General features: G+C 43.8%; 14 protein-coding genes and 1 pseudogene. 9 read left to right on the forward strand and 6 right to left on the reverse strand.

The genetic code is table 11. The features are described 5' to 3' along the window. Positions 1-20 precede the first annotated feature (20 nt). Positions 21-1,973, reverse strand: a complete 1,953-nt coding sequence (locus tag AACV20_RS12730; protein ID WP_170907407.1) for a sensor histidine kinase — start codon at positions 1,971-1,973, stop codon at positions 21-23. 111 nt (positions 1,974-2,084) lie between these two features. Here AACV20_RS12730 and AACV20_RS12735 point away from each other — a divergent pair. Further along, positions 2,085-3,065, forward strand: a pseudogene (locus tag AACV20_RS12735) (ABC transporter substrate-binding protein). A gap of 99 nt (positions 3,066-3,164) precedes the next feature. On the opposite strand, the gene emrD reads toward AACV20_RS12735, so the two are convergent. Continuing rightward, positions 3,165-4,370 (reverse strand): multidrug efflux MFS transporter EmrD, encoded by a 1,206-nt coding sequence (emrD, locus tag AACV20_RS12740; protein WP_170907408.1) that lies wholly within the window; start codon positions 4,368-4,370, stop codon positions 3,165-3,167. Between the two features lie 345 nt (positions 4,371-4,715). On the opposite strand from emrD, the gene AACV20_RS12745 reads away from it, so the two are divergent. Both AACV20_RS12745 and yegD read left to right on the forward strand, forming a co-directional pair. Further along, positions 4,716-4,973, forward strand: coding sequence for a hypothetical protein (locus tag AACV20_RS12745; RefSeq protein ID WP_010317931.1), 258 nt, complete (start codon positions 4,716-4,718; stop codon positions 4,971-4,973). Positions 4,974-5,080: 107 nt separating this feature from the next. Then, positions 5,081-6,433 (forward strand): molecular chaperone, encoded by a 1,353-nt coding sequence (gene yegD / locus AACV20_RS12750; RefSeq protein ID WP_017045097.1) that lies wholly within the window; start codon positions 5,081-5,083, stop codon positions 6,431-6,433. On the opposite strand, the gene AACV20_RS12755 is transcribed toward yegD, so the two are convergent. Further along, positions 6,424-7,377, reverse strand: coding sequence for a DMT family transporter (locus AACV20_RS12755; protein ID WP_026028600.1), 954 nt, complete (start codon positions 7,375-7,377; stop codon positions 6,424-6,426). The genes yegD and AACV20_RS12755 overlap by 10 nt on opposite strands. 149 nt (positions 7,378-7,526) lie before the next feature. Here AACV20_RS12755 and AACV20_RS12760 point away from each other — a divergent pair, with 149 nt between their 5' ends. After that, a complete protein-coding gene (locus AACV20_RS12760) occupies positions 7,527-7,982 on the forward strand; it encodes an Lrp/AsnC family transcriptional regulator (RefSeq protein WP_026027548.1) in 456 nt (151 codons plus the stop codon). A gap of 38 nt (positions 7,983-8,020) precedes the next feature. On the opposite strand, the gene AACV20_RS12765 is transcribed toward AACV20_RS12760, so the two are convergent. Further along, entirely contained in the window at positions 8,021-9,271 is a 1,251-nt protein-coding gene (locus AACV20_RS12765) for an SGNH/GDSL hydrolase family protein (RefSeq protein WP_019282665.1), read from the reverse strand. A gap of 504 nt (positions 9,272-9,775) precedes the next feature. Here AACV20_RS12765 and AACV20_RS12770 point away from each other — a divergent pair. The 3 genes from AACV20_RS12770 (at position 9,776) to AACV20_RS12780 (ending at position 14,135) form a co-directional block, all read left to right on the forward strand. After that, positions 9,776-11,998, forward strand: coding sequence for a leukocidin family pore-forming toxin (locus AACV20_RS12770; protein ID WP_017045101.1), 2,223 nt, complete (start codon positions 9,776-9,778; stop codon positions 11,996-11,998). Positions 11,999-12,263: 265 nt separating this feature from the next. Further along, complete coding sequence (locus AACV20_RS12775) at positions 12,264-13,205, forward strand: lipase family alpha/beta hydrolase (protein WP_017049996.1); 942 nt, start codon at positions 12,264-12,266, stop codon at positions 13,203-13,205. Between the two features lie 69 nt (positions 13,206-13,274). Beyond that, entirely contained in the window at positions 13,275-14,135 is an 861-nt protein-coding gene (locus tag AACV20_RS12780) for a lipase secretion chaperone (protein WP_170907409.1), read from the forward strand. A gap of 73 nt (positions 14,136-14,208) precedes the next feature. Here AACV20_RS12780 and AACV20_RS12785 read toward each other — a convergent pair whose 3' ends face one another. Together AACV20_RS12785 and AACV20_RS12790 are read right to left on the reverse strand one after the other, a co-directional pair. Then, the gene (locus AACV20_RS12785; RefSeq protein ID WP_170907410.1) at positions 14,209-16,965 is read right to left on the reverse strand and encodes an immune inhibitor A domain-containing protein; all 2,757 of its coding nucleotides are present in this window, start codon (positions 16,963-16,965) and stop codon (positions 14,209-14,211) included. 195 nt (positions 16,966-17,160) lie between these two features. Further along, positions 17,161-17,406: a hypothetical protein gene (locus AACV20_RS12790; RefSeq protein ID WP_017043657.1), complete on the reverse strand. Its 246-nt coding sequence runs from the start codon at positions 17,404-17,406 to the stop codon at positions 17,161-17,163. A gap of 506 nt (positions 17,407-17,912) precedes the next feature. Between AACV20_RS12790 and AACV20_RS12795 the strand changes: the two genes are divergently transcribed. Both AACV20_RS12795 and AACV20_RS12800 read left to right on the forward strand, forming a co-directional pair. Further along, positions 17,913-18,674: a class II glutamine amidotransferase gene (locus AACV20_RS12795; protein ID WP_170907411.1), complete on the forward strand. Its 762-nt coding sequence runs from the start codon at positions 17,913-17,915 to the stop codon at positions 18,672-18,674. Between the two features lie 189 nt (positions 18,675-18,863). Continuing rightward, the gene (locus AACV20_RS12800) at positions 18,864-21,308 is read left to right on the forward strand and encodes a M9 family metallopeptidase (RefSeq protein WP_170907412.1); all 2,445 of its coding nucleotides are present in this window, start codon (positions 18,864-18,866) and stop codon (positions 21,306-21,308) included. The last annotated feature ends 5 nt before the right edge of the window (positions 21,309-21,313 follow it).

Consider the following 21,313-nt stretch of genomic DNA (forward strand, 5'->3'; position numbering starts at 1 on the left):
CTTTTACTTTCTATCCATTATTACTGCACATTTATTGCAGCATCATTATTAACAAGTTCAAGGGCCTTAGGCAGGGTAAAAACGTAATGAACACCTTGGCCAACATTAGAATTAAAATCTAGTTTTCCTTGTAGTTTTTGAGTCGCTAGATTAAAGACAAGATTCAAACCAAGCCCTGATCCGCCACGGCCTCTTTTGCTGGTAAAAAAGGGTTCAAAGATTTTATGGTGCAGTTTTGGTTCGACGCCACAGCCATTATCTTTATATTCTAAGAGAATATTCTGCCCTTCTTGTCGGAATGTAATGATTATTATCGGATTTTTCTCCTCACTGAAAGCGTGGTTAACGCTATTCATGACTAAGTTCGAGACAATTTGAGTGAGGACGCCAGGTAAGCTATTCATTGTGAGCCCGACATCTCCCTCTAGTTGTGGGATGACTGGAATTTTCCTAGTTTCCGGATGTAGGCTAGCAATCAACGCGCTTAATACTTGGTGGACCGAGAATTGACTGCGACTCTCAGATACCTGATCGACCGCTGTTTGTTTAAAGTCTCGGATCAGTTTGGCAGCACGATTTAAGTTGCTCTCAAGCATAGTGTTGGTTTCATTCATTCTCTGCATCAATTCAGAAAACTGCTGGCTTGTAAGCGTTTGATTGGCGAAGGCGGTATTTAGCTCTTGTGTGACCTCAATGATTACCGAACTTGCGGTCACCGCGATGCCTAATGGCGTATTGACTTCATGCGCGACCCCCGCGACTAAACCACCTAAAGCCGCTAATTTCTCAGATTCAATCAACTGTGTTTGCGTGGCTTTTAATTCTTCTATGCTATTTTCCAAATCACGAGTTCGCTCTGTGACTTGACGCTCTAAGTTTTGGTTGAGTTTTTGTAGTTCAAGCTGAACCAGTTTTAGCTCGGTGATATTAATGGCTGTGCCCCGTAACCCGAGAAACATATCCTCCTCATACCGTGCTACCGCTTGAAACATCAAATAATGCTTACAATCATTGATGATAATCGTCTCTTCACACATTGAAAACGAGCAGTGTTTAGTAATGGATTGGAGTAATTTCTTCATATCTCTCAGTGAGTCAATCTCTGAAAGTAGTGGCTTGCTATTTTCACTGATCTCTAAAGCTTGACGCATGGGTTCGGAAGTGTAAATCAACCTATCAGAACTATCCGTCTCCCATAACCAGTCGGATGAGACGTCCGTAAAATCGGCTAATCGTTCTTGTTCAAGTTTTATATTACTGTACAACGTAGTTACATTTCCGGTAATTTTATTAGTCTCATCGGCCAGCCAAGTGAGTTCATCGTTATGCCCCATAATCCATTTCTTATGGGGAAGTTTTAGTGGTTTTGGTGGATGGCGAGGGTTGTATTTGCGTAAGTATTGAGCAATGGCGAAGACTCGTCGGTTTACGCTCTCATGGAAAATCATCAAAATAGCGTAACAAATAAAGGCAGTCTTAATCGAGTTCACAACCAATATCAGTAGAAACTGCTTGATTAAGTAGTTGTAGATTTCTTGGGCATTAGACTCAACGTAGAGCTCACCAATCTGCTCTTTGGCTTGCGTTTTTGGGTTGATATAAAGCATGGGATAACGGTGTGCGACTAATTGCCCCGTCACTTTTTCTCCGGCACTGAATTGATAACCGCCAGACGTGATTTCCAAATAATCAATTTTAGGCAAATTGACTAAGCTATCTAAGCGCTGTTGAAGTGCTACCAGATCATAATTCCATAAAGAAGCGGCAAGCAGTTCGGCATGAACGAATTCTATTTCGTGATGACGTTGAGCCACATCATCGAACTCTCTGTCATAGTCGAAATACGTTTGTGCTAACGTTGTCATCAGGGTGACAGCGCCACTCAAGATGATGAGGAAAAAAATGATCCTGCGACCAATACGACTCGATAGTGGGTTATCAATGCTTTCATTAAATGTTCGGCTTTTGTTCATCCTGCTTCTCATTTTTTTGAGTGATAATTTGAGTATAGATGCCACATGGGAAGTGTGAATGACATCTTATTGACTACACTTAAAAAATAGTCGAGTCATTGGCGGCAGTTCATGCGTTGGGTATGGATATGGATATGGATATTGTGTGTGATAAGTGCGCCCGTGATGGCGGGAAACGTACTTTTAATAGAGAGCTACGAGCAAGGTTATGAATGGGACGCTAGCTATGTATCCGCCCTTAAGCAGTCGTTAACGCCTGTGCATGAACTGCATACCTTTGAGATGGACACCAAACGTGTACCAGCGAGCCGTTATTCACAAATCGCCGAACAAGCCTTTAGCCAATATCAGCAACTGAAACCACAGGTGGTGGTTTTAGGTGACGACAATGCGTTGGTTTATATGCTGCCGAAACTCTACAACGAGCCAATCTCAATCGTGTTTCTGGGGATTAATTCAAACCCATGAAAATTCATGGCTCAATACCAAGGGCAAGCCAAAGTGACCGGTATTTTAGAGCGCCCTCTCTATGTGAAAACCATGGGAGAAATTGGCCGGATGCTCGATAAAGATAAGCGTAAAGTACTGGTGTTATTTGACTCGGGTAGTACGGCGAGTATTGCGTTGGAATTTATGCAAACCCAAGCGAGTATGATTGAAAAGAATTTAGGCATTGCGACAGAGATAGCTTCAGTGGCGACAGAGAAAGAATGGCAGACAAGAATAAGCACAGCTAAAGAGCAAGGATTTGGCGCCATAGTCGTGGGGCTTTACCAAACCTTGGTCGATGAGAGCGAAAAAAATGTGCCAGCGGATACTGTATTAACGTGGACAAACCAACATACAGAGGTTCCTTTATTTGGTTTTTGGGATTTTTCGATCGGTGCGGGCAAAGCGGCTGGGGGTGTTGTGTTAGCGGGTCGTGATCAAGGCGAAATGGCGGGCAAAACGGTGTTACGCATTTTAAATAATAATGAAGACGCAAGCCGCATTCCTATCCAAATCGGCCAACAAGGGCGTGCTATTTACCATCAGGGAGAAATGTCCCGTTGGGGGTTAAGCGTGCCGGAAGGATGGATGAAGATTGACTGACTTTGATGGGACTGTATTGAATTGTCGAATTCAGCATTACGTCTAAAATAAAAAAGCAGAGAGGCGGTGACCTGTCTGCTTTTTCTTCATTACAGTTTATTAAACAGCCAATGGCATTTCATTTGATGGATCATGTTTACTGTAAACACGAATCAAACCAACCACAGCAAACACAGACATCAACAGCATCAATGCGCCAAGTGGCATCTGGTCATGAGCTGGAATAGCCGACGCTAAAAGGGTAGCTAAACCAGCCCCAAGGTTTTGCATACCGCCTAACACAGCACCTCCTGTTCCTGCATGGTAAGGCAGTGGTGTTAACGCTCCAGTGGTCGCTGCGGGAAAGAGAATGCCTGCACCGAGAAAATAGACAGTGGCACCACCAATTAGGGTCAATGCGCTGGTTTGCCCCAACACTCCAGGAACAAACACCACCAATGAACCTAATGCTATCGCTACCAAGCCCACATACAAGGCGCTTTTTTCGTTGAAGTTCAACGCAATAACACTCGATAGCGTCGCACCAACTAAATAACCAGGGATCGGTAAGACAAACAATAAGCTGACGGTGGTGGCAGGCAGTTGCAAAACGCCACCAAGTAATACACCTGCAGCGGCTTCAAACACCGCGACGCCAGAGAAAGTCGCCACGAGACAAATTAAATACCCTTGGAAACGTTTGTCACTCAGCACATAGCGATAGCTGTTTGCAACCGATTCGTGTCTGCGAGCCGCTTTAGGCAATGTTTCTACCATACTCGTCATCATAGTGATCACCACGGCAATCGCGAATAGGGATAAAAATAAGTAACTAGAGCGCCAGCCAAAACTTTCTGTTAAGTACCCACCAAGAACAGGAGCAATGAGTGGCGAAAAAATAACGCACATGCTGATAAGGCTATTGGCCTTATGCAATTCTGCTCCTGAGAAACAGTCTCGAGTAAGGGTTCGAGACATTGCGCCACCACACCCAATGCCAAGCCCTTGAATAAAACTACCGACCAAAAACCAATCGTATTGGTGAGCAAATAATGCGAGTAGCGATCCTGCAATATAAATCAGCAACCCAGCGATAATAATCGGTTTGCGTCCTAGACGGTCTGACAATGGACCATAGACAAATTGTGATAGTCCATAAGGGATTAAATAACATGCCATGACCGCCTGCAGTGATGCAGGAGAAACTAAAAATTCTCCCGCCATATGGCCAATGGAAGGGACGTACATCGTTTGTGTCATTTGGCCGACAGCGGTCAAAATCGCAATTAAAAATGTGAGTTTCACTAACGGAAACGATGCGGACATGGTCTATCTCCTGCACAATGGTGCAACTACGAAATATAATTAATATGAATAATGAAACTAATGGCCAGCGTTAAAAGTATCGCTCTTTCAGCGCGAGATATTAGTGAGGCTAGGCGCTTTTATCAATCTAAAAGTGTGAAGTTGAGCAAGATAAAAATCTATGATTTGAATTAGAAAAACTAATCATTATTCGGGTGGTTAAAGAGAAATGAAAGACGGTTCCAATGCCTGTGTTGAGTATGGCTCTTGGTGCCTGATAATGTACTTAGTTTTTCTATTGCTTTTGCGCTGAACAGTGACTAATATTTGATGTAAATGAGAATTAATATCATAAAGGTGTGATTAATGATGTTACCTTTACTTGCTGCATTATTATTTATAGTGGGACTTGGCAAAAAGTTGTCGGTTCCAAATTCGTGGCTCTTCTACTATGCACTTTCTGTTGTATTGTTAAGCTGGCTATTCAGTATGAACCCCATTTTTGTCCTGATCCCGTTGTTTATCTTGTCACCTTGTCTTATCCACTATCGACATATCAAGGCGATTAAAATGGCTTATGTGGGCTGTCTGCTGCTGTCTTTTTTCGTCTCTTGGCTTGTGTAAACCAATCCATGTCTTTTCTCGCCAGACATTCCAAGTAGTTTGGGGATAGTATTTGTGAAAATCATAAGGTAGGATCGCCGGCCTTTTTCTGATGCTAGGAGGTAGCGATGTTTATTGGTTTTGACTATGGAACGGCGAACTGTTCTGTCGCGATGATGCAAGATGGGCAGCCAACATTGTTACCCATAGAAGGTAAAAGCCACTACATTCCTTCGACAATATGCGCCCCGACGCGAGAGTCCATTTCTGAGCATCTGTTCCGTCATCACAATATTACGCCAAGCGATAAAATTGGTGAGCAAGTACTTCGCCGCGCGATCAATGTGAATAGAGAAGAGAGTATTGAACTTGCCGCGCAAGACATTGCCTTTGGCCAAGCGGCGCTCGATCTCTATCTGCAGGATCCGCGCGATATTTATTACGTTAAATCCCCTAAATCATTTCTAGGCGCGGCAGGTTTACGTGATGTGCAGGTCAGTTTTTTCGAAGACTTGGTGTGCGCCATGATGGTCAATATTAAGCATAATGCAGAGCAGCACCTTCAGCGCACCATCCAAGATACTGTGATTGGTCGTCCTATTAACTTTCATGGCCGAGGTGGTGAAGAGGCCAATCGACAAGCGGAATCTATTTTACAACGTGCGGCGAAACGCGCCGGTTTTCAGCACATCAGTTTTCAGTTTGAACCCGTTGCGGCGGGTTTAGAATATGAAGCGACTCTGGTGCAAGATCAAACCGTACTGGTGGTTGATATCGGTGGTGGAACCACCGACTGTTCATTGCTAAAAATGGGGCCGAGTTGGCGAGGGCGTGACGACCGCACCGCGAGTTTGCTTGCGCATAGTGGCCAACGGGTCGGAGGCAATGATCTTGATATCTATATTGCTTTCAAACAGTTGATGTCTTCTTTTGGATTAGGAAGTAAAGCCATTTCTGGCATTGATATGCCGATCACGCAGTTTTGGAACCCGATTGCAATTAACAACGTGGAAGCGCAACGTGACTTCTATGCTCAGCAAAACTTGGCAGCATTGAAATTGCTACACAAAGAGGCGCAGCAACCAGAAAAGTTGGCGCGTTTGCTGAAAGTCTATTTTGAAACGCTCGGCTATCAAATTGTACGCCGTGCAGAAGAGGCAAAAATTGCTCTATCTGATCTTACGCAATGTCAGGTGGTGCTCGATCTTCTTTCTGAGCAGATCGAAGTGCAAATTGAGCGTGAGCAAATGATCGACGCCATTGAATCCCCTAAAGCGAAAATGGTGGAATTGGTCAAAGAAGCGGTTGAACAAGGTGGCGTAAAGCCGGATGTTATCTTTATGACGGGCGGATCTGCTCGTTCTCCAATATTACGCCAAGCGGTAGAGCAGCAACTTCCCCACGTACCCGTTGTCAGCGGTAACTACTTTGGTTCAGTGACTGCTGGTTTGGCTCGTTGGGCAGAGATTTGCTATCGCTGATATGAGCGCTTAGCGCTTCGTTTTTGATGCGTAGGGGGCCGGTAATATTGCGAATGATCGTGTTTCATTAAAACATTACTGGCAACCAAGCTACCTAAGCTTATCAACCCTAATCCGATCCAAGTCAAAGGCGTTGGCATCTCACCAAAAACGGGAATCGCCAACAAGGTTGCCACGACTGGTGTTGCAGAGCCAAAGGCCGCGGAGCGTTCTGCGCCGAGTGTTGAAACTGCATATAAATAGGTAAATGCTGCAATGAGCCCCGCCCCGACACCTTGCAGCAGTGTGTGTCCCGCCAGTTCTTTCCACGGCCAGTGTGCAAAAGAGTGTGTGGCTAAGTAGCTATCGACGATGCCTAAAGCGATTAGAACGGCCAATAAAATAGTAGAAAGTAAAGCAACCCATCCCGCGCTGACGAGCGCATGCAAATTTGCTACCCGCGCACAAATTGTAAACATCGCCCACATCAGGCTGCCGGTTAAAAACATCAAATGCCCGGTCAAACGGTTTGACTCAAAATCAGTGGCACTTGAATAGAGGAAAATACCAACCCCTGCCACCACTAAAGTCAGCCCAGCTATTCGATGGCGACTTAACGGCTGTTTAAACAGCAACACCGCGATACCCGAGACAAACAGCGGCAGCACGCCCGGAACAAGCGCGCTACCATCAGAAACCGGAACGTAGTGCATCGCATGGCTTGTCATTAGTAAATAGGGCAATCCACAGCCAATAAATAGACCAATTAAGTAACGTATAGGTACATTTTGCAATTGATGTCGAGTTCTCCAAACCAATGGAGAGAGCAACAAAGCGGGCAGTAAAAAGCGCGTTAATGCAATATCCGCAGGGGTTAATAGGCCGCTCGCCCCTGCCTTTAAAGAGAGGAAAAAGCCGGACCATAATAACAGTGTGGTGCCTATCGCGAGGTAGCCATAAATCATAATTTCATTCACATCAATGGATGGTTTCTCACCATTATCTATGGTTCGGCTTACTTTTATCCGGCAAGTTCACCCTTATTGCTAGATGGTTTAGCACTTATCCGCTATAAATTAGCAAAATGTTAGTGGATTTCATCAAGGATCGAGTAATGGATAGAATAGACCGCCGCATGTTGACCTTATTACAAACAGAGGGACGCTTAAGCACCGCAGAGCTTGCAGAAAAGGTTGGATTATCACCTTCTCCCTGCGCAAGACGCTTGAAACGATTAGAGGAGAGCGGGATCATTGATGGCTATCAAGCTCGCTTAAGCCGGCAAGCTGTCGGAGTTGGTATGACGGTTTTTGTTGAAGTTAGCCTGAATAATCATCAAGCCGCTTCCATTGATAGTTTTGAAGAGGCAATCAAAGAGATGGAGGAGGTGATCAGCTGCCATGTGGTTTCAGGTGCGTATGATTACTTGCTGGAAGTCGTTAGTGCCAATTTATCAGGGTACGAAGCATTTACGCGTCAGTTACAGCGGCTCAACAATGTAAAAGATATGCATACCCACCTCGCCATGCGTCAAGTGAAAGCCGCTACCGCGATGCCTATTTGGGTTTAGAGACAGCACTTGCGTGCTGTCTTCAGGGTCAGACGTGCTTATTCAAATTGAAATGACGCGAGAGAGTTTTTACTGATTTCGTTGGCAATCAATTGATGGATGGCCGTGGTAGGGTGCGTGACGCCCCAAAATACGTATTTGTCAGAGCTATGGTAAGCGCAATCATTGGTTAAGCTATGACGGTATAAGTAATCTAAAGCTGAATTGCGATTGATGTTGAGGCATGCATCGGTCGCATTTTCAAAGCCGTATTGCTGTGGATTGGCTGTGAGGTTTTCAAACAAGCTATGGGCATCAAACAGGATGATATTTACCCCTTGCATCTGATAATACAGTGCTTGTTGCTGAATAAACGCATTGAAGGTGGTGATCTTAGCGCTGACTTTCGCTATCTCTTCTGCTGTTGAATATTTAAATTGCGGGGCTTTGGTTGCATCGGGTAGGGTGAGTAGAATAATATTTTTGGCCCCTGAATCCACAAGACGAATCATCGCGCTGCTAAAATCTGCTTTGACTTCATATACTTCACGGTTGTAATTCATAAAGTCATTCAAGCCAAATTCAAGGGTAAAGAGCGTATTTTCTGGCTGGTAGTTTTTGGCCATTGTCATGTAATTTAGATAAGAGCGGACTTGATCATTCACACCCGTCAGCGCGATATATTGATTACGCCCTGCGGCACCGCCAATCGCCCAGTTATATACAGGCAAATTGTGCATTTTTGCTAAATACTCTGTCCACACCAAACCATTGGAAAAGTGTCCTAAAAACCAAGAGTTAGGATTGGGAAATTTCCATTGTGACGCATTGAATATATTTCCTGTATCCGAAAGGCTGTCACCTATGGTCACCATTTTATTAATGACGGGTTTGGCATTTTGTTTATCGTTAGTCCAGATCGAATGATTGTATGAGAACCTATTGTCTGCTGCGAAATAAGTAATATCTGCAGAATCGTGACTGACGCCGAGCGTCTCTTCACAACGCTGTTTTATTTCATATTGTGAGGTGTCGGTATAAAACATATTTTTAAAGCGCACAGACGACCACCAGTAACCACTAATGGTGTAGTCATTTCCTTGTTCATCCAATGCCCACTCCCAATCTGTTGCTGGGTCATCATGATTGCCAGCGGGCCGATACCAACAGCGTACATAAGTGTAGGTTTGCTTATTTTGCGTATTCATTACGCCATAAGCGGTAACTGGTTCTGAGGTGGTATCCGTATTTTCTGCAATCGCCATGGAGAGTGGCAATATTGCGGTCATCAATAACGTCATTAGTTTCATATTTTTTTCTTATTGGTTTAGGCACGTATCTAATAAAGAATAAGTGCAAAAGTGAAATTAACAAACTGGTCAGACCTATTTTGGATTTATGGTGTTAAGCGTCAATCAATAAACGACTATGTTGAACATTATTTGGTATTAAGATCAAACAATGAACTGTCAGTGAAGAAAATACGAAGGGGTTTTTATAAATCCTAATTTAGATAAATAACAATAAGGTTTTACTTTATTAATTTATCCTAATGTTAAATCTTAGTGACTTAATAAAAATATCAATAAAATTAGAGCCAGTCAATGTGTGTAAAAATCAAACAGTTTTATTGTGATTTTAAGCCACATTAAAAATCATTTCTCTTTGTGTTTGTTATTTTAAGATCTATTAATAATTCGCCACAAAGGTTCCAAAAAACCAATACCCTTTTATTTTGTGGCCTGAAAAAATAAAAATGGGTATTTATTTTCTTTTAAATACCGTGATAACAATAAAATGCTTACGAGGTTTATATGTTAATAAACAGAAGAAAAGCACTTAGCGCTATTGCCATTATGTCAGGTTTGGTATGGAACACCGCTCAAGCTGACGTGAATCAGCCGCAAGGTTTGGCCATTGAAATGTTCAGTGAGCTTCAGGATGACAGCCAAATCAATTACTTCAATGCGAGCTATTGGTTACAAGGAGAGGTTGAGCCCCCGACACTAATGCAGATGCGTGACGATGTACTGAACCAACATATGCGCTATTTTGTCGATTTCAGTACGATTGAAGGTGAGTCGCAAAAGACAGAGGCGAAAGCATTGCTCAGGAAAAAACTGGGCTTAGCGTTTGCCAGTGACTTTTTGATCATCAGTGAACACAAAGGAGAATTGTTGTTCACACCGTTAGATGACGAGAATGATGCCAACATTCGTCTACTGGAAGCCGCCCCAATTGCCCATTCTCGTCAGCGCCGTAGTACGGCCAGTATGGTGTCAAATAGTGGTTCGGAAACGAACTCTTTGCCACACGTCGCGTTTTATTTGAATGTCAATCGGCCTATTACTGATAATGAATGTACGTTTAATAACTCACATCTTTGGGATCGAGGTACGCGAGTGTTTTGCGATAACCCGAATATCTCTTTGATCTATAGAGTTAATTTAGAGCGTTCATTACAATATGGCACCATTGGCTCTGCGACACCGGACGCGAAAATTGTTCGCATCAGCTTAGATGATGATACAACGGGTGCGGGGATCCATCTCAATGACCGTCTTGATTATCGTCAATCAGGTGCTGATTACGTGACATTAGATGCTTATTTCCGAGACTGGTCGACTGATGCCATCGCTCAAGACTACCAATTTGTATTTAACTCTTCGAACAACAAAGCGCAGATCTTAAAAACGTTCCCGAGAGAAAACCTCAATGCGGAGTATGAAGTCAAAGAGGTATCCGGCTTCCAGCTAGGAGTGAGTGGTGGTGTAGAGGTTAGTGCTGATGGACCTAAAGGCAAGCTAGAAGCCAATGCCAGCTACAACCAAAGCCGTTGGTTAACCTTTAAAACGCACGATTATCGTGTTGAACGTAGCACCAATAATGCACAAAACGTCAGCTTTAAATGGAATCGTAGCCAATACGCGACTGCCGAATCGATGATGAATCGCTCTACGGATGCGCTGTGGGTCAATACTTATCCTGTGGATACCAACCGCATTAACCCGATTGGTTACGCGAGCTTCGTACCCAAAATGGATGTGATCTATAAAGCCGCTCCTAATGCAACAGGGACAACGGAATTTACCATTGATTCTTCGGTCAATATTCGTCCCATTTATAACGGTGCTTATAAGCATTATTATGTTGTAGGTGCGCATCAGTCCTACCATGGTTTTGAAAATACGACGCGCCGCAGAGTGAGCAAAAGTGCTAGCTTTACTGTCGATTGGGAGCACCCAGTATTCACGGGCGGTCGTCCAGTGAATTTGCAATTGGGCAGCTTTAATAATCGTTGCGTTGATGTGGCTGATAATGGCGCGCTCTCTGCCTCAAGCTGTGATGAAACCAAAAACTCACAATCTTTTATTTATGATCAGTTAGGTCGCTATGTGAGTGCAAACGACATCCATCAATGTTTGGATGGACAATCACTGGGTCAATTACAAACCTGTAGTTCGAGTTTAAGTCAGCGTTGGGAATGGATAGAAAACAGCGATAAGCTGAGTAATGTTTTCTCTCATGAGTTACTTGGTCATGATAAAACCAGCGGTGAGTTAGGTTTGTATGCTGATGGCAATGATCAGGTAAGTGTGCGCACCATTACCGCTTACACCAACGTATTTCATTCAGATAGTGAATCGGCCGTATTTGGGTTTACATCGGGTTCATTGGCCTTACAAGATGTTGGTCAATCGGGGACACTGTATATTCGCCATGGTGCTGCGATTGATGCAATTGGTACGCAAGCCAATGCGATGCAAGGCGGTGAAAGTGGTAGTTTGACTGAAATTGATCTGAAACGCGTTACGCAAATAACCGTTACTTCCGGTGAGTTCAAGTACGGTGGCAGCCATTTACTCCGTATGACTTTTAAGCTTGATGATGGTTCAACCAAAGTAGTGGGGTCAAAAGACTACGCAATCAGTACCCACGATGAAGTGTTTGAGCTGCCAGCCGGATCGGCAATTCGGCAAGTCAAGGTTTGGTCTGAAGGTTGGTTAGCCGATGGTATTCAATTTATTATAAAATAGCGCAATCAGTTCATGATTGAGTAGTAAAGAGCGCTCATGCTTTTGGCTTAATTAGCTAAAACGTGAGTGCTCTTTTTGTTAATGCGATGTTAATTTTATCTGTTGTTTTTTTTAGTTCATTCACGAAGCTGGTAAGCCGACATGAAATAAAGTGCTTTTCTTCTAAAGTTAGGGTGCTCCTCAGAGGTCTAATCTCTGGTGTGGTAACGGTAGGCTAGATGTATGCCGTGCCTAAACCAGACACTACAATAAAAAGGAATTTACTTTGAAAAGAACGATTATTATTGCTGTTTTTTGTCTGCTGAGTACCACGGCGCTGGCGGCAACCAGCACGGTGGCGTTAAGTAAGACAGGCTATACCCAAACCCAGTACCCTATTGTGTTAGTTCATGGCTTATTTGGTTTTGATACGCTGGCCGGAGTCGATTATTTCTACGGCATTCCGCAATCACTGACGAAAGATGGTGCAGAGGTCTACGTGGCTCAAGTCTCTGCAACCAACAGCTCTGAGCTAAGAGGTGAACAACTATTGCAACAAGTGGAGTCGCTTTTAGCTGCCACGGGCGCTCAAAAAGTTAACTTGATTGGCCATAGTCATGGCGGACCAACGGCTCGCTATGTTGCATCAGTTCGGCCCGATCTTGTGGCGTCTGTGACTAGCATTGGTGGCGTGAATAAAGGCTCAATCGTGGCAGATTTAGTGCGTGGGCACATCAAAGAGGGCTCCATTTCTGAAGCGATTGCCGTCAAAATGGCGCAAGGATTGGCGGGTTTGGTTGGCCTTCTTTCTGGGGGAAGTAACCTGGATCAAGATCCTTTAGCCTCCTTAGAAGCTTTAACTACCCAAGGTTCGCTAGCGTTTAATCAACACTACCCAGAAGGCGTTCCAAGCAGTGAATGTGGTGATGGTGAATTACTGGCTGACAATGGTGTTTATTACTATTCGTGGACAGGATCTTCGACCTTTACCAACCTCCTTGACCCAACTGATGCTGCGATGATGTTGACTGGGCTTGTCTTTAATGGCCCTAATGATGGTTTAGTCGGCGTATGCAGTACTCACTTGGGTAAGGTGATCCGCGATGATTACCAAATGAACCACTTAGATGAAATCAACGGCTTGCTTGGGATACACCACCTTTTTGAAACTGACCCCGTTACCTTGTATCGCCAGCACGCTAATCGATTGAAGCTTCAAGGTTTATAACCTCGAGGTCTATAGTTTCGAGGTTTATAACTTCAAGTTTTGTAACATCAAACTTTATAAGGATTGGCTATGAAAAAGCCCGCACTATTTGGTTTTATCGTGATCATCTTGGGGAGCATCGGTGCGGTGCTTTTTCTGCAAAAGCCAGTATCACCACAGAGCGCGTTACAAACGTCATCTCAACAAGATACGGAGATAGACAGCGCATCGAGTCTTGATTTAATTCACTATTTTATCTCTACATTAGGAGAGAGTTCATTACCTGAGGTTGAGCTGCGCATTGCCCAGCATGCTGAGCAGGATGAGGGCGTGGTGATCGATCCAATGCTTTTTGAACAGTTTATCCAATACAAACAAGCATTAGCTGAGTTAGAGGCTAATGCTTCCATCGCCAATCTCGATCTTGCTACCTTAGCTGAGATCAATCAGCAGTTACTGAAAATACAAAGTCAATTTTTTAACGTTGATCAGCAAAGTATGCTGTTTGCTGAAGAGAATGCGTTGCGAAATTTAGCATTAGAAAAGCTGCGCATTAAAGCTCAAGCAGTCGATTCATATGATGAGCAGTTGCAGTGGCAAACGTTATTAGCGCAGCAGCCAGAATACATTCAGCGCAGTGAACGCAATGTACAACTACTGCCAGCACTCAACGCGAGTCGCCATTTGTCCACGCAAGAGCAATACTTAGCTTGGAACGAGTTGGTTGGCGAACAAGGAGCACAGCGGTTAACGCAGCTTAGTGAACAACGAGAGCAGTTTTCTCAGCATCTCGAAAACTATCTACAACAGCGTTCGGCGGTGCTTGAAAATACGCGTTTGAGCCAAGATGAAAAAAATCAGCAAATTACGCAACTGCGTACCCAAACGTTTGAGGTCAAACAACTCAAACGCGTCGAGGCGTTGGAAAGGTTACGTGATCAATCGCTTTAATTCTGTTTATCCAATAAAGAAGAGCGCGACCGAAGTCGCGCTCAAGTTCTCTAAGAGAAAATAGAATAGGTGGTTACAAATTCACCACAATGGTGTTAGTCACTGTTGCACCTTTGTCATCCATCACTTTAATTTTCACTTCATGTTTTCCAGAGCTTGGGAAAATGGCGGTGAAGAGTTTGCCACGTTTTATTTTTCCATTCGGCAGGGTCCATTCCGTATCGACAATACGCCCATCGCTATCGCTGCTGGTTGACCACATCGTTACCCAGCGTCCAAGGTGGATGTACTTAGCACTGGCTTGCGGTAATGCGTTAGGCACTTCAACCTGTGTTGTACGCGTAGTGGTGTTGGTTGCGCCTTTATCATCCGTTACGGTTAGGCTTACTGTGTATTGCCCTGCTTTGGTGTAGCTCCAGCTTGGCGCCATTTCGCTGCTCATTTGGCCGTTACCAAAATCCCATGCGTAACTGACTAGCTCGCCATCTTCATCATGGCTGTAGTTGAGAGCACTGACAGATAAACCGTCGGTTTTAAGCTCAAAGTTGGCGACAGGAGCTTGGTTTTGTTCGCTGACTTTTGATAAGCGAATTACGCCGTACTCATTGTCTTGGCCTTGGTTGAGGATGTCGATCATCAAGCCAAATTCCGTTAACTTACGCCCAGCATCTGGTACTAATGGTGAGCTGTAATCCGCGCCATCAGAGAAATTACCATTACCGATTAAGCTTGTGTCTTCGAGCACATCACCATCGGCAGCGACTAAACGTAGAGGTGTTTGATCTTGCAATGAGAAGGTTGCATCTCGCACTTGGAAGCGCGTTTGTGCGGCCTCACCGGTTTTTGACCAAACCAATGCGTTTTGATCCGCATCGACGACACCTAACCAACCTTCACCTGGGTGGTTACCTACCCAGTTATCCGTGTAAGATTCATCCACATACCAAACCAGTAGGCCGGGTTCGAAAGTCATCAACTGGCCCATGCGTTTGATATTGGCTAAGCCTTGGTCGACGTCATTGTGGCTACGCCATTGCAGTAAATAATAGTGTGGCGCTTCATGGAAGCCATTGTTGGTGGTGTAACCTTTAAAGGCGAAGGTGGATGTTCCTTCGGCATCATCAATAAGGGTTTGCTGCCCGTCGACCTCTAACTGTAGGTTATCAAGGTAAAGACCTTCCATGGCTAAGCCGCCATCAGTGACATAGTCAAAGCTGAGTGTCACTTCTTGGCCTGCCCACTGGGAGACGTCAAATATCGCATCAACCCAGCCATCCGACTGACCAGCAATAGCAGGTACAAGCCCTGTATTGTACGGGTCATCCATGGTGGTGATGTTACCTGCAATCGCTTTACCATTGATCAGTACGCGTGCAAAGTCGTAGTCTTTTTCAATCTGATACCATGCTTTAAAATTCAGCGTAGCTTGTTCACCTGTAGGGATAGAAAGCTTACGAGACATGCTATTTTTCAGATCATCGCCTCGGTTTGAATAAAAAGCGGACGAACCTTGATAAGGCTTCACTCCATCAACACGTTTCAGTGGTAAATCAATCTTCACCATATTTGGTCGAGCATTGTCAGTGGTTTGGAATAGGGTAAATACGCGAGGATTTTTCTCTAACTCTGCAATCGAAATTTGATCGTCATTGATCCAACGACCACCGACTGCTTTTTGTAAGAACTGTTTAGACCAAGAGCTGAATGCCGTCGGTTGTGTTCCGCCAATTTTTCCGGCCCAACTGCCAGAAGACATGATGGACCAATAAGAAACTGGCTCACCTTTACCTGTGTATTGGGTATCGTATTCGTCAGGCAAACCTAAATCGTGGCCATACTCGTGTGCGCAAACCCCAGCGGCCGCATCAATCGGTTGCATGGTGTAATCAAAGGCGGCATATTGGCCGTTAAAGCGATCTGGAAGCGTACTTTTTGTGCCTTGAAGGACATAAGGTTGGCCGAGATTATAACGGTGGGACCATATGGCGTCAGGTCCAAGCACACCGCCGCCGGCTTCTTCACCAACGGATGCATGGAACACCATCAAGTGATCGATTACGCCGTCCGGTTCGCGGAAGTTGCCATTACCATTGTAATCGTAACGATCTTCAATATCGTAATCGGCCAGATTAATACTAGGGTCTTGCGCCAGTTGGTTCAGTGCTTCGCGCACCAACTCTTGCGCATTCATATCTTTGTCTGTTGTTGCAGAGTTGCCCCCGTAAAACGCGGCGTTTTTAGACGCGCGATACCAACCTGCGGCTTGCCCGGCCACACTGTAGCTTTGCCCAGACTCGCTTTCATAATACTGACGCATCGAGATGAAATTTTCTCCATTAGGGCCTGCATAGCCCGCATCGGAAAAAAGCAGATCTTGATAGTGAGGTGGATTGTAGCTGGCATAGAGCATTTCAGTATGCTCTTTGGTCAGGCGGTTATCGTTCCAAGGTAAATCGGGAAAATCAATTAAAAGCGCTAATACCTTATCGGTGCGTTTGGTGCTGATATCGAGAGCAAAAACGCTGGCTTTTTGGTGGCCTTTTTGTTTTTCAATGGTCTTTAATACCCGTGCGCGTTGCTCAAGAGCTTGCTTACCAAATTGCGCATCACCGTGGAAGCCCGATTTGATTTTTTGCTCTAAATAACGATCCAAGGCATCGCGCTTGATTGCATCGGTAGCATTGCCATCCACAACACCGTTACGCACTAACATTTCAATGAGTTTATCTTCATTGACTACCCCTAAATCAATCGGGGTGTGCGCATAAGCACTGACGTTAAATAGTGTTACCATTGCTGACGCAAGCAAGGTTTTCCTTATGTGTTTCATCTGCTTTCCTTATTTTTCTTTCTGTATTTATGGTATTAACAATTTCACTGAACTGATTTCCATATGACTGAGCGCTATAGAGAATAAATGGCTTTCATCGCCATAAAATAGAATTCATGGACGCAATGAGTGGCTGGTATATTCTTATCTAGGCAAGTTTTCTGAGTGTTATTCAGTGAAGATTGAACGGGTGATTTAGTCGCTCTTCGGCGGAGAAATACACGCTTCTTCTTGATGAGTTGTCGAATTTAGAGACTTTTCTTTGTGGTGTTTTCTTTGTAGATAAAGGGCAAGTGCTTGTTGTTGCTGTTCTGATGTCAGCCCTTCACATATCACACCTCGTTCGATTAATGAGGCGAGCAACCGTTCATCATCAACTGAAGATTGAGCAAGGCTAATTGATGAGTAACTAATTAATAAAAAATAAATTAAATGTTTCACAGTATATCCATATAATGTGTGAATTATTCGTAACAATCTATATATCAGTCATACGCATAGCAAGTGTAAATAATTGTTGTTTTGAAATAACATCATATTTTAAACATAACTAGTTAACATTTGGTTTGTTTTTAATTGATAAATATGTCGGTTCTTTATTCTTAAATTTAGAATTAATAATTGATGGATTTGTATTTTATTCTTAGTGATGAAGATGAAATTCTTTAGATAAATAAAGTGATAGGTTAGAATTCAATCGAAAGTAAATGTTGGGTCAAAACCAACAATGACTAATAATAGGTTTAGTATTTTTAATAATATGAACTTTGCTAAAAGATGATCTTAGTTCAATAAATAATTCATCATTTAAGCCTGCATTTAAGAGTCATTAACTTGTGGCGTTGATGAGCCAAGTGGCAAAGGTATCGTTGCCTGGACACCTTGCAGCCATTGAGCAAACGTGCTTTATTGAAATCAGTGACTGATTATTTTGGAATGTTTGCATTATGTGCCGCTGGCTCGCCTACCAAGGAACTCCTATCTACCTCGATCAACTGGTTTATCAACCGGAACACTCTCTCGTGCACCAAAGTTTAGAAGCGCGTAAAGCGGTCACCCGTGTCAACGCTGATGGGTTTGGGCTGGGTTGGTATACCGAACGCACTACACCCGGGCAGTTTCATGAAGTCTTACCCGCTTGGGGAGATGAAAACCTGCGATCCTTAACGCATCACATTCGTTCTCACCGTTTTATGGCACATGTGCGTTCGTCCACCGGAACGCAGGTTTCCCGTTCTAACTGTCATCCGTTTATTTTGGATCACTGGATGTTTTTACATAACGGGCAAATTGGTGAGTTTGAAAAAGTGAAATTCGCCTTAGAACGGCAGCTACCGGAATCGCTATACGTCAAGCGTGTTGGGACAACGGATAGTGAATTGATTTTTTTATTGATGATGAGTAATGGGTTACGCAGTCAGCCAGTACAAGCCATTACGATCACGATTGGTCAAATTGCGCAGGCTTTGGCGGAGAAACAGATAGTCACACCTTTTAAAGCTTCGATTTGTATCTCTGATGGGCAAGATTTTTGGTTAGTGCGTTATAGCTCTGATGGTAATCCGCCGACCGTGTTTAGTAAAAGCGAAGGCGATAATATAGTGGTTGCGTCAGAACCCCTTGACAGTGAAAGTGGTTGGCAAATGATTGAGCCGCAAACCATTACTCATGTGATTGGCGCTCAATGTACTGTGTATCCGATCACTTAGTTAGTGGTGGAAAACAATTAGTAATGTATTGATATATAAGTTCTATTGGTTAATCGATTGCTCTCTCATGAGAGCAATTCTTTTTTGAAGTAAGATCCTGGTTTCTGTGCATCAAGTTTCATTTTGTTGATGTGATTCTGATATAAATCGCGACTCATTCATTTCTATGATCTATAGAGAGTCGTTATTATGCTTATTGCTCCTGTTCCATCTATTCATTCCCCTCGTCCCAAACCTAATGCTTTGCTATTGGCATTATCGTTAGCAGGATTACCGTCTTTTTCTTATGCATTAGATGCCTGCCAGTTTAATGATATCACCCAAGCACAAGAGCCAATTTTAGCGATTAAAAATGCACAACCAGCCTGTTATAACTCGTGGTTTTATACCGATAGTAAAGCCATCTTGGGTCTATACAGTGAAAATAGTATAGACAGCATTAACCGAGCGCTGGCGTTAGAGGTTTCGCAATATCAAGGAACGGAAGCGCAAGCCAAATCTATTGCTAATTTGGGGGAGTTTATCCGTGCCGCTTATTATGTGCGCTATGGTGTAAAGCAAGAGTTTGGTGATTATTCGGACCAATTGAGTAATGCGATTGCGGATACGATTAACCAGTTTATGTTATCGCCTTACAGTTTGAGCTTAGGTCGTGAACAAGTGGCGGCCATGTCGAGCTTAACGTTAATGGTCGATAACGTGAAACGCCTACCTTCAACGATGGCGAATTTCATCGTGCTATTGGACGCCTTTAACCCACAAACGGCGCAAGATGTACAGTTTGTTGATGGTTTAAATAACTTATTTCGATCCATGAGCGGCCATGCTTCGCGTGATGATTTTTATCAAGACATTGAAGCCCATCCAGAATATTTGGAGACACTGTATCGTTTTGCCACTGAGCATGATTGGGCGTTAGGAACCGATGCCGATTTCATTTTGTACAATGCGGTGCGTGAAACGGGGCGCTTACTGGTTAGCCCTTACCCAAACACCAAAACTCGAGTCATTGCGATTTTAGAAAAAGTATTGGAACGTTACCCGCTGGGTGGACGTAGCGATAAACTCTGGATTGCTGCGGTTGAAATGCTTTCTTACTACGCGCCAGAGACATTGGAAGCGCTTAATTTAACGCAAGCTAAGCAGCAACTTGAACAGCGTATCATGCCAAATCGCCATCAATGTGATGGGCCTGCTATTATCCGCTCGCAAGGCTTAACACCTCAGCAAGCAGAGCAAGCGTGTGGCATTTTGAATGAGAAAGAAGCCGACTTCCATACCGTCGTGAATACCGGTTTCACGCCCGTGGCCGATGATCTTAATCAACAAGTGGAAGTGGTGGTATTTGATAGCAACGAAAGTTATGTCAGTTATTCCAACTTCTTGTTTGGCAATACTACCAACAACGGCGGGCAATACCTTGAAGGCAACCCGGCTGATGCCAACAACACAGCGCGCTTTGTCGCTTACCGATATGCGCAGGATGAGGCGTTGTCTATTCTCAATTTAGAGCATGAATATGTGCATTATTTGGACGGACGCTACAATCAATACGGTTCGTTTTCTCTCAATTTAAGTGAAGGCCATATCGTGTGGTGGTTGGAAGGCTTCGCTGAATACATGCACTATAAAAAAGGCTACCAAGCGGCGGTAGACTTAATTGCTGAGAAAAAACTGAGCCTCACGCAAGTGCTAGCCACTACTTATCAAAATGACACCAATCAAATTTATCGCTGGGGCTATTTAGCGGTTCGTTTTATGCTGGAAAACCATCCCAATGAAGTGGATCAACTGCTAGCGCTATCACGTAGTGGCGATTTCAAAGCATGGGCTGAGCAAGTGAAACGGATCGGAAAAAGCCTAGACAGCGAATTTTCAACTTGGTTAGACACTTTGACAACGGACAGTGGTAATCCAGAAGATCCGACTGTGCCGCCAATTCAACCAGAAGACACGATGAATCATTTAGCGTTAGGGCAGAGTGTTACCTTGTCGGGTGAGCAGTACAGTGAACAACTCTATTATATTGATGTTCCAGATAATATCAGTGAATTGTCGATTAATATTAGCGGTGATGGTGACGCCGATCTTTATTTAAGTTATGAAAAAATTGCGCATTATTATGATTATCAAATAACAAATTTTGAACTGCATAGTAATGAAACAATTGCACTAGAAAAACAAGCCAATGGTACCGTTTTACCGGGTCGCTATTATTTTAGTATTACGGGTAGAGAAGCTTACCAGCGTGTTGAATTAAATACGAAAGTAAGTTACGCCATTACCGATAATACGCAAAAGCCTAGTGATGATTTAGCACCTGTTGTTCTCGAAAATCGTCAGCCAATGACGTTGGGTATTCATCAAACTCGCTATGCAGCGATTTATGTACCAGAGGGAATGAGCACTGTCAAAGTTTGGCTCCAGCCTATTGATAAGATGGCAGCCCACAATGTTGATCTTTATGCAGAAAGCGAGCACTGGCCTACATTGACTCATTTTGACCAAGCGTCTAAACGCGCTGATAGCTATGAGTATATTGAATTGCCAGTAACACAAGCGGGCTATGTCCATTTCATGCTTAATGCACAGCAAGCCAATAGCCAAGTCGAGCTCTATGCAACTTATGAATAATTAAT

Origin of the sequence: Vibrio sp. B4-6 (assembly GCF_963888245.1) — a bacterium.
Taxonomy (GTDB): domain Bacteria; phylum Pseudomonadota; class Gammaproteobacteria; order Enterobacterales; family Vibrionaceae; genus Vibrio; species Vibrio anguillarum.